The organism is Xanthomonas sp. WHRI 7065 (genome assembly GCF_040203115.2).
Lineage (GTDB): Bacteria > Pseudomonadota > Gammaproteobacteria > Xanthomonadales > Xanthomonadaceae > Xanthomonas > Xanthomonas arboricola.
Window position 1 is genome coordinate 4,683,828 of the sequence record NZ_CP168194.1, and the last position, 14,339, is coordinate 4,698,166.

A 14,339-nucleotide genomic window follows, 5' to 3' on the forward strand; every position below is an offset into this window, starting at 1 on the left:
GACGCGGGCCTTGCCGCCCGCGCTCCTGGCCCGCTACCGGCGGGCCCACCCAGCCACGCGACCGCTCTTGCCGCCCGCAGCCAGGTCCGCGCCTTCCGGCGCCCCCTCCCCTTTCCTTACTGTGGACTTCACGATGACCTCGACACCGACCCTGCTGGCCCTGGCGATCGCCGCCGGCCTGGCCTTCCCGCTGCATGCCGAACAGGCACCCGCCGACGCCACCACCTTCGACCCGGTCGAAGTGAAGGCCGCGCGCGACAAGCGCGCCTCCAGCAACCAGAACGTCACCACCCTCGACACCGCGCAGCTGCAGCAGGAACAGGCCGAGAGCATGGAAGACCTGATGCGCTACATCCCCGGCGTGAGCATCGCCGACATGGGCCGCTTCGGCGAGAACGGCTTCAACATCCGTGGCCTGGAAGGCGACCGGGTGGCGATGACCATCGATGGCCTGTCGATGGCCGAAGGCGTGGAGACCGCGCGCGACTACGAGTTCTTCCGCGCCGGCCGCGGCGGCGTGGACGTCGATTCGCTCAAGCAGGTGGACATCGTCAAGGGCGCCGACTCCATCAGCGCCGGCAGCGGCGCGCTTGGTGGCGCGGTGGTGTTCACCACCAAGGACCCCTACGACTACCTCAAGGCCCAGGGCAACGACAGCTATGTCGGCTTGAAGACCGGCTACACCGGGCATAACGACCAATTGCTCGGCAACCTCACCGTCGCCAACCGCAGCGGCATCGTCGAATCGATGCTGAGCTACACCCGCCGCGAGGGCCACGAATCCGAAGGCTGGTACTCCAGCACCGACATCGACACCGGCAGCGCGCGGCGCACACCCGACCCGGTCGACAGCCAGAGCGACAACGTGCTGGCCAAGCTCGACGTGGTGCCGAACGCACAACACCGCTTCGGCGTGGTGTACGAACGCAACCGCTCGCAGAACCGGGTCGACAACCTCAGCCGCGTCAGTGCGCCCAGCTACGCCGAGCGCATCGGCGAAGACAGCAACGACCGTGACCGCTACGGCCTGCGCTACCTCTGGCAGGCCGACAACGCCTTGTTCGACACCCTGGAGGCGCAGCTCGACCGCCAGCAGACCGACAGCCGCGGCACCACCCGCATCCTCACCCAGAGCGGCAGCTCGAGCACGCCGGCCACCGCCGCCACCACCCGCTGCACGGTGGCGCTGCCGTGCCGCCGTGCCGAGGACCGCGACACCGAGCAGACCCTGGACCGCCTCGCGGTCGACTTCGACAAGCAGCTGCACGGCAGCGGCTGGTCGCAAGCGCTGTTGTACGGGGCGGCCTGGCAGCGCCGCAGCATCGACTTCAGCGCGATCGACTACCGCTGGAACAACGCCGGCGCGCTGGACACCGCCACCGTCGACCCGGCGCAGGTGCCCAAGACCGATGCCGACACCTGGAGCGTGTACCTGCGCGACCGCATCGGCTTGCTCGACGACCGCCTGCAGCTCACCCTGGGTGCGCGCTACGACCACTACCGCTACGCGCCGACGCTGTCGTCCACCTTCGTCGATGTCACTGGCACGGTGCGCGAGGTGACCTTTGCCGCACCGACTTGGCAGGCCGGCATCAGCTACGCCTTCACCCCGCCGCAGACGCTGTGGTTCCAGGCCGGGCGCGGCTTCCGTGCGCCGACCACCGCCGAGATGTACGCCCCGACCAGCATCACCGCACTGACCCGGCTGGACACCGGCGCAACCGTCAACGTGCCGACGGTGGCCGCCAATCCCGCGCTCGACGCCGAGCGCAGCCTCAACCTGGAACTGGGCTGGCGCTGGGAGAGCGACTGGGCGCGCGTCGGCCTATCGGTGTTCCGCGACCGCTACGACGACTTCATCCAGAGCGAGACCGTCACCACCGATGCCGGCACGCTCTACCAGACCTGCACCCGCGGCGTGTGCAGCACGCGCAACGGCTACGCCTACACCACGCTGCTCAACGTCGGCCAGGTCGAGGTCAAGGGCGTGGAACTGGATGCGCAGTTCAAGCTCGGCGACGCCTGGCTGCTGCGCGCGGCATGGACCCACAACCAGGGTGAGCTGGAAGATGGCCGCCCGCTGGACAGCATCAATCCGGATCGCGGCGTGCTCGGCCTGAGCTGGCAGGGCCTGGACGAGCGCCTGCGTGTCACCGCCAACATCACCCACGCGCTGGCCAAGAAAGCCAAGGACGTCAATGTCGAGAACGACATCTTCGGCGCTGCGGCCGAGCCGTTCCTCAGCGACGCCTACAGCGTGGTCGACCTGTTCGGCAGCTACCGCTTTAACGCGCACGTGCGCGTCAATCTCGGCGTCTACAACCTGTTCGACGAGCGCTATTACCAGTGGGCGCGCATCCGCAATGTCACCCGCGGCGATTTCTATCTGTACGGCTATGCCACCGACGACGGCATCGGCCGCTACAGCGAACCGGGACGCAACCTGCGTGCCACGCTGTATGTGACCTTCTGACGCGATCGCCGCTGCGCATCGCTGCATGGCCTGTGCAGCGATGCGCGGTAGACCAGCCACTACGGCCTGAGCCTGCACACGCCGTGCTACGCCGGGTGCCGGTCCGCGGCGTCAGCCATCCGGTCAGAGGTGCCGCAACACCTGCGGCACCTCGACCATCGCAGTCCTCATCCAGGGCACGGCGGGGCGCAACTTCCGCGCGCCCTGCCCGCTGCGCTACAACAAGGTGCCGCTGAGGATCGCGGCGGCAATGCTGAAATAGATCACCAGCCCGGTGACATCCACCAGCGTGGCCACGAACGGTGCCGAGGCGCTGGCCGGGTCGAAGCCGAGCCGTTGCAGCACGAACGGCAGCATCGAGCCGGACAGCGAGCCGAAGGTGACGATGCCGATCAGCGCTGCGCCGATGGTCAGCGCCACCATCTGCCAGTGCGGGCCGTAGTCGTACAGGCCGGCGGTCTGCCAGAGGGTGATGCGCACGATCGCCAGGATGCCCAGGATGGTGCCCAGGGTGAGCCCGGTCGGCAGCTCGCGCAGCGCCACCTTCCACCAGTCGCCTAGGCGCAGCTCGCGCAGTGCCAGCGAGCGGATCAGCAGCGAGGTGGCCTGCGAGCCGGAGTTGCCGCCCGAGCTCATGATCAGCGGAATGAACAGGGTCAGCACCACCGCCTTGGACAGCTCGTCCTCGAAGTGCTGCATCGCGCTGGCGGTGAGCATTTCGCCTAGGAACAGCACGCTCAGCCAACCAGCGCGCTTCTTGATCATCTGGCCGAAGCCGATCTGCATATAGGGCTTGTCCAGCGCTTCCATGCCGCCGAACTTGTGCACGTCCTCGGTGGATTCGGCGATCAATGCGTCCAGCACATCGTCCACGGTGACGATGCCGAGCACATGGCCGTGCGCATCCACCACCGGGATCGCCAGCAGGTCGTGGCGGCGGATCAGGCGGGCGACTTCTTCCTGGTCCAGCGCCGGGTCCACCGTGACCGGCGGATTGACCTGTGCCACCTCCAGGATCGGCGCCTCCGGCGCGCCGGTGATCAGCCGGCGCATGGTGACCACCTGGGTCAGCACGCGGCTGTGCGGGTCGAGCAGATAGATCGCATAGACCGTCTCGCGGCTGCGCTCCACCTCGCGGATGTGCTGCAGCGTGCGGCCTACCGTCCAGTCGGCCGGCACCGCTACGAACTCGGTGGTCATCAGCGCGCCAGCGGTATTGGGCGGGTAGCGCATCAACGCCTGGATCGACAGCCGCGCCTCGGCACTGAGCAGCCACAGCAGCGGCTGGCGCTGCTCGGCATCCAGGCCATGGAAGATGTCGGTGGCGCGGTCGTCGGCCATCTGCCCGAGCAGGGAGGCGGCCTGCTCGGCCGGCAGCAGCGCGACCAGCGCGCTGGCGGCGTGCAGCTCGGGCTGTTCGAGCAATTTCACCGCACGCGGTTGCGGCAGCGCGGCCAGCACCTGTGCGGCCTCGTCGCGGTCGAGGGTATTGAGGTATTCCACCGCATCGGCCGTGTTGAAGTCGGCGATGGGTGCGATCAAGGCATCGACGCCTTGGGCAAGGCGCAGGGTTTCGTTGTACATGGTGGTTCGCCTGGTGACGACCGTCGTCGATGACAGCCGGCGAACCTGAGCCTCAGGCGTGCGCCAGCTGGGTCATCGACCCGGGTCTAGGGTGACTGTCGCTGGACATGAGTAAGGGCTCCGAAAAGTGCGTACCGGCCGGTGATCCGGGCGGCAGCGCGGCGCAGTCTGCGCGCCTGCGCCCGCTTGGTCAATGCCCTGCGCAGGCCATGCTCAGCGGGCGTCCAGGCGGACGCCACAACGCAGGGCCTGTCATGTCGACAAGCGACTGCATTGCACCCGACTACCGGCCGTGCGCGACCGACCAGGAAGGTGGGTCATGGCCTGCAACGGCGGCTGCGTGCACGCGTGCAATGCGGAACGACGTGGCGACATGCGGCTCAGTCATGCGGACGACGTGGCGCATTGCTGCCCGCGATGTGGTGCTGCCGGCTTGCATCACCGGACCAGAGCACACCGCCAATCCACACAGTTGCACGCAGCGCACGCCGATCCAGGCCAGCAGCCGACCGCGGGCGGCATAATGCGAACCTCAACGGAGAACGTGCATGCATAGCGGTGGTCTGGAACTGGCTCTGGTGCTGATGCTGGCCGCCATCGTGGCGGTGCCGGTGTTCAAGCGCTTCGGCCTGGGCGCGGTGTTGGCCTATCTGGTCGCCGGTGTGGTGCTCGGGCCCGATGGCGTGGGCGTGGTGCAGGATGCCGAGCGCATCAGCGGCGCGGCCGAGATCGGCGTGGTGATGCTGCTGTTCGTGATCGGCCTGGAACTGTCGCCGGCCCGCCTGAAGGTGATGCGTCATTCGGTGTTCGGTGCCGGCGCCACCCAGGTGGTGGTGACCACGCTGATCCTCGGGGGCCTGCTGATGCTCGGCAACCTGGGCTGGAAGAGCGCGTTGATCGTCGGCGTGGCGCTGGCGTTGTCGTCCACCGCAGTGGGCCTGCAGCTGCTGGCCGAGCGCAAGGCGCTCAATAGCGACTACGGGCGCCTGGCGTTCGCCATCCTGCTGTTCCAGGATCTGATCGCCATTCCGTTGCTGGCGGCCATTCCGCTGCTCGGTGGCAGCAAGAACGCCACGCTGGCATGGCCGGACGTGGCCAAGGCGGTCGCGGCACTGGCGCTGGTGATCCTGTGCGGGCGCTTCGTGCTGCGCCATCTGTTCAACGTGGTGGCGCGCACGCGCATGCCTGAAGTGTTCACCGCCAGCGCCCTGCTGGTGGTGCTGGGCACCGCCTGGATCATGCAGGAAGCCGGGTTGAGCGCCAGTCTGGGCGCCTTCATCGCCGGCGTGCTGCTGGCCGATTCGGAATTCCGCCATGAGCTCGAATCGCAGATCGAGCCGTTCGAAGGATTGCTGCTGGGGCTGTTCTTCATCTCGGTCGGCATGGGCATCGATCTGAACCGGGTGGTCGCCGAGCCAGGCCTGATCGCCGGCGGCGTGGCGATCCTGCTGGTGGTGAAGTTCTCGCTGCTGGTCGGCATCGGCAGCGTGGCGAAGTTGCCGCTGCGCAGCAGCCTGATGCTGGGCAGCGTGTTGTGGCTGGGTGGCGAATTCGCCTTCGTGGTGTTCAACGAGGCCGATCGGGTCGGCTTGCTGGAGCGCGCCAACCACGACCGGCTGGTGGCCGTCGTCGGCGTGTCGATGGCGCTGACCCCGCTGTTGCTGCTGGGCATGCAGCGCATCCTCAACGGGCCGCTGCGGCTGCATGCGCCCAAGTCCGACCGCCCGTTCGACACCATCGATGCGCAGACGCCCAAGGTGCTGGTCGCCGGCATGGGCCGCTTCGGTCAGGTGGTCGCGCGTCTGCTCACCGCGCGGCATGTGCCGTTCGTGGCGCTGGAACACAACCCGGACACCGTGGAAGATCTGCGCCGCTTCGGCAGCCAGCTGTACTACGGCGACCCCACGCGACCGGAACTGCTGCGCGCCGCCGGCGCCGACCGCATCAAGGTGTTCGTGATCGCGGTGGACGACCCGGACACCAACATCAAGACGGTGCGGCTGATCCGCCGCCTGTACCCGCAGGCCACCGTGCTGGCACGTGCACGCAATCGCCAGCACGCCTGGAAACTGATGGACCTGGGCGCCGAACCGTTCCGCGAGGTGTTCGCCTCCAGCCTGGAACTGAGCGAACGCGTGCTGACCTCGCTCGGCTTGGGCGAGGCGGTTGCCAAGGATCACGTCAAACGCTTCCGCCAGCACGACGAAGAGTTGCTGCATCGCCAGCACCTGGTCTACGACGACGAAGCCAAGGTGATCCAGACCTCGCGCGACGCACGCGCCGACCTGATGAATCTGTTCGAAGCCGACGTCAAGGCCGACGTGGACGGCGAGCCCGCGCCTACCACACAGGATCGCTGAGCCCTTGGTAGGAGCGTGCCTGCGCGCGACCCGGGCGTTACCGATAAAGCCCGTCGCACGCAGGCACGCTCCTACGTGGAGCTGCGGCGGCTGCCTCCGTCAGCGCCGTGGCGTTCGCGCCGCGGGCTTGCTGGCCGACTTCTTCGCTGCGCTCTTGCCAGCCGCGGTTTTGCCGGCGGTCTTTGCGACCTTGCCGGTTGCGCGTTTGCCCGCGGCTTTCTTTGCCGCACTGCCCGGCGACGTAGCCGCATCCTGCGATGGTCTTGCTGCAGCCGCAGATGCGCGTTTGGCTGGCGCCTTGGTGACCTTTTCGGCTGCCGCCTTGGTGATCTTCCTGGCCGGCGCCTTGGCAGCCTTCTTGACCGTCTTCCCGGTGGCTTTCTTGATCGGCGTTGCAGCGCTGCTGCGCGCTTCCGGTGCGCGGCGCGGTGGTGGCTTGCGGCCCGGAGTCAGCGCGCGCCAGGCGTGTCCGCCGTTCATCGCCAGCAAGGCGTCGGCGGCCGAGGGTCCGGCGCTGCCGGCGGCGTAATTGGGAAAATCGCTGGGCGGTTGTTTCCAGGCATCCAGGATCGGTTGCACGATGCGCCAGGCGCCTTCCACCATTGCCGCATCCTGGAACAGGCCAGCCTCGCCGTTCATGCAGTCCTGCAGCAGGCGCTCGTAGCCCACCGTGTATTCCTTGGGGAACCAGTCGCGGTAACGGAAGTCCATGCGCACCGGTGCCAGGCTGACCTGCGCGCCGGGGCGCTTGACGTCGAACTGCAGCGAGATGCCTTCGTCGGGCTGGATATGCAGCACCAGCCAGTCGGGGCCATAGCCGCCCACTTCGGTGCTGCGGAACGGCGCCAGCGGCGCGGGCTTGAAGCGGATCGCGATCTCGGTGGTGCGCTCGCGCAGACGCTTGCCGGTGCGCAGGTAGAACGGCACGCCGGCCCAGCGCCAGGTGTCGACCTGCAGCTTCATCGCCACGTAGGTTTCGGTTTCCGAATCGTCCGGCACGGTGTCTTCTTCACGATAGCCGGGCACAGCGCTGCGGTTGACCGCACCGGAGGCGTACTGGCCACGCACCACGTCTTCGGGCTTGATCGGGCGCACCGCCTCGATCACTTCGGCGCGGCGGCGATGCATTGCTTCGGTGGTGAACGCGGCCGGCGGCTCCATCGCAATCATCGCCAGCAGCTGGAAGAGGTGGTTGGGTACCATGTCGCGCAGGCAACCGGTGGGATCGTAGAAGCGCCCGCGCCCTTCCACCCCGATGGTTTCGGCGGCGGTGATCTGCACATGATCGATGCGGTCGCGGTTCCACACCGGCTCGAACAGGCCATTGGCGAAACGGAATGCCAGGATGTTCTGCACGGTTTCCTTGCCGAGGAAGTGGTCGATGCGGAACACCTGGTCCTCGTGCAGCACCTTGGCGACGGTGGCGTTGAGCGCGACGGCGCTGGGCAGGTCGTGGCCGAAGGGTTTTTCCACGATCACCCGACGCCAGCCCTCGCCCTCGCGTTGCTTGACCAGCCCGGCTTCGCCCAGGTTGAGCAATACCGGCTCGAAGAAGCGCGCGGCGGTGGCCAGGTAAAACAACACGTTGCCCTGGGTGCCGTAGCGCTTGTGCAGCTTCTCCAGCGCGCCACCCAGGGTTTGATAGGCACCCAGGTCGGTGAAATCGCCGCGCAGGTAATGCATGCGCTCGCGCAGCCACTCCCAGGTATCGGTGTCGAATTCGTCGGTCTGGAATTCGGCGTCGCGGCTGCTGAGCAGCTCGGTCATCGACTGGCCCATCATCGTGCGCCACGAACGCTCGCTGATATCGCCGTGGTCCATGCCGACGATGGCGAACTGCTCGCCCAGTGCGCCGGAGCGGCGCAGGTTGTACAGCGCCGGCATCACCAGGCGCTTGGTCAGATCGCCGCGTGCACCGAACACCACGATGATGCACGGCGGGGTGGTGGCTTGTTCGTTCATGGATGTGTTTCCTCTTTGCCCATGCGTCCGTGCAGGCGCAATGCCGCATTGACCAGAGCCACGTGGGAATACCCTTGCGGGAAGTTGCCAAGCATGCGTTTGCTGCGCGGGTCGTACTCTTCGGCGAGCAGGCCCACGTCGTTGCACAGCCCGAGCAGACGTTCAAGCAGGACACGTGCCTGCTCGGTGCGCCCGAGCAGGGCGTAGTTTTCCACCAGCCAGAAGCTGCAGGCAAGAAAGGTGCCCTCGCCGGCCGGCAAGCCGTCGGCGCTGTCGTCGGCGCGATAGCGTTCGACCAATCCGTCGATGGTCAGATCGCGTGCGATCGCATCGGCGGTCGCGGCGATACGCGGATCATCGGCCGGCAGGAACCCCACGATCGGGATCAGCAACAACGCCGCATCCAGACGATCGGAGCCGTAGCTCTGCACGAAGTGCCCGTCCGGGTGCACGCCTTTTTCCAGCACTTCGGCGCGGATGTCGTCGGCGATGCGGCCCCAGTGCGCGCGCTTGGCCGCATCGGCATTGGTGATGCCATCGCGCGCGCCGCAGTCGAATGCCAGCCAGGCCATCACCTTGGAATGCACGAAATGACGGCGCTCGTCGCGGATTTCCCAGATGCCTTCGTCGGGCAGGCGCCACAGCGTTTCCAGCGTCTCCAGCACCTTTTCCAGCAACGATGCCGACGAGCCATCGTCATCGGACGGCGGTGCCACGCCCTTTTCGCGTGCGTAATGGAACGCGCCGATCAACTCGCCGTAGACGTCGAGCTGGAACTGGTCCACCGCACCGTTGCCGATCCGCACCGGCCCGGAATTTTCATAGCCGGGCAGCCAATGCGCTTCCCACTCCTGCAGGCGGCGTTCGCCGGCGATGCCGTAGAGCGCCTGCAACTGATCCGGCGAACCAGCGATGGCGCGTTGCACCCAGTCGAGGAAGGCCTCTGCTTCGTCGCGATAGCCGGCCTGCAGCAAGGCGATCAGGGTGAACACCGAGTCGCGCAGCCAGCAGTAGCGGTAATCCCAGTTGCGGCTGCCGCCCAGATGCTCGGGCAGCGAGGCGGTCGGCGCGGCGACGATGCCGCCGGTGGGCAGATAGCTGAGCCCCTTCAGCACCACCAGCGAGCGACGCACCTGCTCGGTCCAGGGGCCGACATCGGTGCAGCGCCGCGCCCAGCCATGCCAGAACGCGGTCGTGCGTTGCAGCGCCTGTTCCGGATCGATCGCCGTCGGCGTGGGCTGATGCGACAGGCCGTGGCTGAGCAGAAACCAGGTGCTCTCGCCCTGCCGCAGCGTGAAGTCGGTTTCGGTGCCCATGTCCTCGCCGTGCAGCGCCTGCGGCGAGCGCAGCGCCAGCTGGTCGGGGCCGGCAATGGCGCGGATGCCGCCGTCGATGCGCGTCACCCATGGCACGGTGCGGCCATAGTTGAAGCGGAAGGTCAGGCGCATGTGCATCGGCACCTGGCCCTGCACGCAACGCACGATCCGCACCAGGTGCTGGTGGCCGTCGCCTTCATCGCTGGCGACCATGAAGTCGACCAGTTCCACCGTGCCGGTGTCGGTGTGCATGCGCGTGCACAACACCAGGCTGTCGTCTTCATAGGCACGTTCGCTGCGAAAGTCGCCGGCCGGCGACAACGCCCATTGCCCGTGCTGCTCATCGCCCAGCAGGGATGCGAAAAACGCATCGGAATCGAAACGTGGCAGACACAGCCAGTCGATGGTGCCGCGGTGGTCGACCAGGGCCGCGCTGTGGCAATTGCCCAGCATGGCGTGGTCCTCGATACGCACGCTCATCGTAGAGGCGCTTCCTTCGTGCGAGGGAGCGCCAAGTTTTGCATGCGCGGTGTCGGGATCAGGTTACGACTGCGCCGGCAGACGCAGCAACGGTGGCACCGTGTGTTCCAGGCGACGGATCAGTGCCGGATCCATGTACGCGTAGTCGTCGGGAATCTGCAGGCAGATCACCCGGCAATGGCGCAGATGCGCGGCGAAGCGTTTGCGCAGCAACTGCAGATGGCGACGCTCCATCACCAGCACCAGCTGCGCCTCATGCAACAGCTCCGGGGTGAGCTGCACCTCCGCATCGGCGGCCAGCCCGGCCGATTGCGTCTGCACGCCCGGCCAGTCGGCGAACACGCGCTCGGCAGTGGGGCTGCGCAGCCGGTTGCGGCTGCACACGAACAGCACCCGCAGCGGTGCGCCGCCGCGCTGGCTCAGCGGCCTTCGCGCAGGAAGCGCGCCATCGAGGACACACCCGGCAAGGCGGGTTCGAACTGGCCGGCCACATCGATGAAGCCGCGCATGATCGCGATCTCGCGCGGGGTGCGGTTGAGCGCATCGCGGCGGTCGGCATCGGCGCCGGCACGCAGCAGGCGCTGCACCAGCAACGGCAGGCCGTGCAATGCGGCCAGGTGCAGCGGGCCGAAACCGCGTTGATCGGCCACATCCAGCGAGACGTCTTCGTCGAGCAGGCGTTCGACGCCGGCCAGCACCACCTGCTCGTCGCAGGCGGTGCCCGGTTCGGCGCGCGCACCCAGCACCAGCAGCAAGGGGCTGACCCGGCCGCCGGCCAGGTAGTCCGGGTCGGCACCGGCCAGCAGCAAGGTATCCAGCAAGGCCAGCAGGCGGCTCTTGTCGCGCGCGGTGAAGCCGTACAGCGCGGCGCAATGCAGCGGCGCCAGGCCTTGGTCGTCGTTGGCGTGCACATCGGCCGCCGCGGTGAGCAGGCGCGCCACGATATCCGGCAGGCCCAGCGCGCAGGCCAGCATCAGCACGGTGACGCCGCCGGGCAGGCGGTGCTCGATCTGCGCGCCGGCCTGCAGCAACGCGGCCACGATCTCGGTCTGGCGCATGCTGACCGCCGCCGACAACGGCGTGGCGCCGCTATTGGCCGCGCGTTGCGGGTCGGCGCCGCGACCGAGCAGATGCGCCACCACGCCCAGATGGCCGCCACCGGCGGCACGCAGCAACGCGGTGCAGCCCTGGGCATCGATCGCATCGACCGGCAGGCCCAGATCGATCAGCCGACGCACCGCATCGGTGTCGCCGACCATCGCGGCGGCCGGCACATCCGCCTCGCGCAGGCTGCGCTGCGGCAGCGACCAGATGCGCCAGTCCAGCCAGTCGGCCAGGTCGCGGCGGCCAATCGACAGCGCCACCCCCAGCGGGGTCTGCCCGTCGGCAGCGCGCGCTTCCGGCGAGGCGCCCTGCTTGACCAGCAATTTCAGCGACGCCTCGCGGCCCAGCGCGGTGGCCAGATGCAACGCGGTCATGCCATGGCTGTCGCGCGCTTCGCGGTCCACGCCGTGTTCCAGCAGCCACTGCTGCAGGCGCAGCCAGCCCAGCCGCACCGCCAGCGACAACGGCGGATCGCCGGCGGCCGATGCGGCGAACGGGTCGGCGCCGCGTTCGAGCAGTTCCAGCGCGAACTGTTCCAGCCCGCGCGATGCCGCATCGTGCTGCACGCAGGCGCTGAGCAGCCGCGTCAGGCCGCCGGCACCGGCCGGCGACACGCCATGGCGCAGCAGCGTCTGCAGCGCCGGCACCGCCTCCACGCCCCGCGACAGCAGCGCAAACATCGGCACATCGCCGCAGGCATCGCGCACTTCGGCATCGGCCCCGTGGCGCAGCAGCCAGTCCACCGCGTCGGCGTTCAAGGCCAGATGCGCGTCGTGCAGCAGGCCGCCGAGTTCTTCCGGGCCGCACAGGCGGGCCAGTGCGACCAGACCGTCGCGCTGACCGAACTGCAGGCCTTCGCGCAGCAGCACCAGTGGCGGGCGATCGGGCAGCACCGCCACGCCGGAGCTCTCGCCGTGCGCGTCGCTGACCGCCGCCGGCAAGGGATAGGCGGGATCGAGCAACTGCACGATCGCCCAGCGCCCGGCTTCGGCGGCCACATCCACCGCGCGACGGCCGTGCGCGTCGGCGCTGTCGGCCGGCACCTGCAGCTCGAGCAGGCGCCGGATCAGCGCCGGCGACACGCTGTCGGCGGCGCAGGCCAGCATCACCGCATTGCGGCCCTCGCCGTCGATGGCCAGCACATCGGCCTTGCGCGCGACCAGGCGTTCGAGCACGCCGCTGCGCGCCTGCCGCGCCGCATCCAGCCACGGCGTACGGCCGAACAGGTCGCGCGCTTCCAGATTGGCGCCGGCTGCCAGCAGCGCCTCGACGATGTCGCCGTGTCCGGCCAACGCCGCTTCGTGCAAGGCGCTGCGGCGTTGGCGGTCGCGCGCATCCACGCGCGCCTTGTGCTTGAGCAGCAGCTGCACGCCGGCCGGGTCGTCTTCCTCGGTGCCGGCCGCGGCCAGCAGCACCGGCGCGCCACCTTCCGGTTCTGAGTGCGCGCCGCGTTCCAGCAGGAACTTGGCCAGCCGCCAGTTGCCGACCTGGCAGGCCATCGCCAGCGGCGAGTGGCCTTCGTTGTTGAGCGCATCGAGCTCGGCGGCGGCATCGCGCAGCAGCGCGGCCACGCCCGGGTCGGAACTGCGCACCGCGTGATGCAGCGGCGTGTTGCCGTCGTTGTCGCTGGCGCGCGGGTCGGCCCCGTTGGCCAGCAGCGTCATCACCGCATCCGGGCGGCCATGCCAGCTGTCGCGGGTGGCGGCCAGCAACGGGGTCATGCCGCGATGCGGCTGGTTGACGTCGACGCGGCGCACGATCAGCTCGCGCAGCAGGCGCAGATCCGGCAGCACCGCGGCCAGCGCGGGCAGGCTGCGTTGGTCGCGCCAATCCGGCAACGGCATCGCCTGCGGGTCGGCGCCGGCGTCGAGCAGCTGCAGCGCACGGTCCACGCGTCCGCTGCGCGCGGCCTCGAACAGTTCGGGCACCAGTTGGTGCTGGGCCACCGGCTCCAGCGGACGCGGCTCGGCCGCCGCTTCGGAAAAGAAATCGGCCGCCTGCAAGGCCGCCGGGGCATCGCTACGCGCCGGGGCGGCGGTGCGTTGCAACAGCAGGTGGGCGGCGGGCAGCAGCACGCTGGCCGCGATCGCCAGACTCCAGCGCAGGCTGCTCGACAACCAGCCCGGCCAGGCCAGCGCCACCACCAGCGTGCACATCGCCAGCACCAGGGCAGCGGCCAGCAGGCCGCGCCAGGCGTGCAACTCCTGCGTTGCCAGCGCATGCCAGCGCGGGGCCAGGGCGCCGCCATCGCGTTCGACCTCGCCCCACAGCGGCCAGGTCCGCCACAACCCGAGCAGCGCGGCGCTGACCGCCACACTCAAGGCCAATGCGGCGGCCAGGCTGCCGCTGTCGCGCAGGGCGGTCAGCGGCCAGCTGATCAGGGCGGCCAGCGCCAGCAGGCCCACACCCCAGATCGTCAGCAGCGGCGGCAAGGCCTGCGCAACCGCACGCGGCCGGCTGGGCAGTGCGCGGCTACCGCGCGCCCACGACACCGCCAGCGCGAACGCCGGCTGCGCCAGCCACAGCGTCACCGCGGCGACACCGCCGCCGATGCCGCCCAGCAACGACAACGCCACGCCGGCCAAGCCGGCCAGCGCTGCGGCCCGCAAGCGTGCGGCCCGTGCGGCCTCAGTCATAGTCGCACTCGCCCGCCAGCACCACCGTCTTGGGCAGTTGCAGATAGAAGCCGTGCTTGGCGAGCGCTTCGCGCACCGTGGCAACGTCGGCTTGCGCCAGACGGCGCTCCGGCGTCAACGCCACCTCCAGCACGAACGCGAACGGCGCCAGCTGCGCGTGCACGGCGGCGGGAAGACCGGAGAAGTCGTCGCGCGTGGCGAGGTAGACGAAGGTGTCCTGCTTGCGTTGGCTTTTATAGACGTAGGCGTGCATGCGCGCGTGGTCGCGCTCGATCGGCAAGTGTGTCGCAGGATTGTGTCCCAATTGCGCCGATGGCGAAAGCGCGGCAACGCGCGAAAACTCCAGCCCCGTCAGCGACATGACCGGCACGTTCAGTTGCGCCATCGACGGGAGGCGCACCCGCCATCGATATACTGAGTCCAC

At 68.7% G+C, this 14,339-nt stretch carries 8 protein-coding genes; 2 read left to right on the forward strand and 6 right to left on the reverse strand.

The annotated features are described in order from the left end of the window. Positions 1 to 133: 133 nt before the first annotated feature. Positions 134 to 2,473 (forward strand): TonB-dependent hemoglobin/transferrin/lactoferrin family receptor, encoded by a 2,340-nt coding sequence (locus ABQY64_RS19550; protein ID WP_349780308.1) that lies wholly within the window; start codon positions 134 to 136, stop codon positions 2,471 to 2,473. A gap of 216 nt (positions 2,474 to 2,689) precedes the next feature. Here the strand turns inward: ABQY64_RS19550 and mgtE are convergent, their stop codons facing one another. Next, positions 2,690 to 4,057 (reverse strand): magnesium transporter, encoded by a 1,368-nt coding sequence (mgtE, locus tag ABQY64_RS19555; RefSeq protein WP_104623884.1) that lies wholly within the window; start codon positions 4,055 to 4,057, stop codon positions 2,690 to 2,692. 548 nt (positions 4,058 to 4,605) lie between these two features. Between mgtE and ABQY64_RS19560 the strand changes: the two genes are divergently transcribed. Further along, positions 4,606 to 6,417: a monovalent cation:proton antiporter-2 (CPA2) family protein gene (locus tag ABQY64_RS19560; protein WP_053051610.1), complete on the forward strand. Its 1,812-nt coding sequence runs from the start codon at positions 4,606 to 4,608 to the stop codon at positions 6,415 to 6,417. A gap of 99 nt (positions 6,418 to 6,516) precedes the next feature. Here ABQY64_RS19560 and zwf read toward each other — a convergent pair whose 3' ends face one another. From zwf to ABQY64_RS19585, 5 genes are all read right to left on the reverse strand, one after another. Then, positions 6,517 to 8,379 carry a glucose-6-phosphate dehydrogenase gene (gene zwf / locus ABQY64_RS19565; RefSeq protein WP_245103703.1) on the reverse strand — a complete coding sequence of 621 codons (1,863 nt, stop codon included), beginning with the start codon at positions 8,377 to 8,379 and terminating at the stop codon, positions 6,517 to 6,519. Further along, positions 8,376 to 10,175 carry a glycoside hydrolase family 15 protein gene (locus ABQY64_RS19570; protein WP_349780307.1) on the reverse strand — a complete coding sequence of 600 codons (1,800 nt, stop codon included), beginning with the start codon at positions 10,173 to 10,175 and terminating at the stop codon, positions 8,376 to 8,378. Before ABQY64_RS19570 ends, zwf begins: the two co-directional genes overlap by 4 nt. A gap of 63 nt (positions 10,176 to 10,238) precedes the next feature. Further along, positions 10,239 to 10,568 (reverse strand): low molecular weight protein tyrosine phosphatase family protein, encoded by a 330-nt coding sequence (locus ABQY64_RS19575; RefSeq protein ID WP_016902847.1) that lies wholly within the window; start codon positions 10,566 to 10,568, stop codon positions 10,239 to 10,241. Between the two features lie 26 nt (positions 10,569 to 10,594). After that, positions 10,595 to 13,915 (reverse strand): ankyrin repeat domain-containing protein, encoded by a 3,321-nt coding sequence (locus ABQY64_RS19580; RefSeq protein ID WP_349780306.1) that lies wholly within the window; start codon positions 13,913 to 13,915, stop codon positions 10,595 to 10,597. Beyond that, complete coding sequence (locus tag ABQY64_RS19585) at positions 13,908 to 14,168, reverse strand: YcgL domain-containing protein (protein ID WP_026064404.1); 261 nt, start codon at positions 14,166 to 14,168, stop codon at positions 13,908 to 13,910. Before ABQY64_RS19585 ends, ABQY64_RS19580 begins: the two co-directional genes overlap by 8 nt. Positions 14,169 to 14,339: the final 171 nt, after the last annotated feature.

Excerpts from the sequence above, each read along its gene's own strand:
- mgtE (WP_104623884.1), bottom strand. The coding sequence starts at position 4,057 with ATGTACAACGAAACCCTGCGCCTTGCCCAAGGCGTCGATGCCTTGATC.
- ABQY64_RS19560 (WP_053051610.1), top strand. The coding sequence starts at position 4,606 with ATGCATAGCGGTGGTCTGGAACTGGCTCTGGTGCTGATGCTGGCCGCC.
- zwf (WP_245103703.1), bottom strand. The coding sequence starts at position 8,379 with ATGAACGAACAAGCCACCACCCCGCCGTGCATCATCGTGGTGTTCGGT.
- ABQY64_RS19550 (WP_349780308.1), top strand. The coding sequence starts at position 134 with ATGACCTCGACACCGACCCTGCTGGCCCTGGCGATCGCCGCCGGCCTG.
- ABQY64_RS19580 (WP_349780306.1), bottom strand. The coding sequence starts at position 13,915 with ATGACTGAGGCCGCACGGGCCGCACGCTTGCGGGCCGCAGCGCTGGCC.
- ABQY64_RS19585 (WP_026064404.1), bottom strand. The coding sequence starts at position 14,168 with ATGCACGCCTACGTCTATAAAAGCCAACGCAAGCAGGACACCTTCGTC.
- ABQY64_RS19570 (WP_349780307.1), bottom strand. The coding sequence starts at position 10,175 with ATGAGCGTGCGTATCGAGGACCACGCCATGCTGGGCAATTGCCACAGC.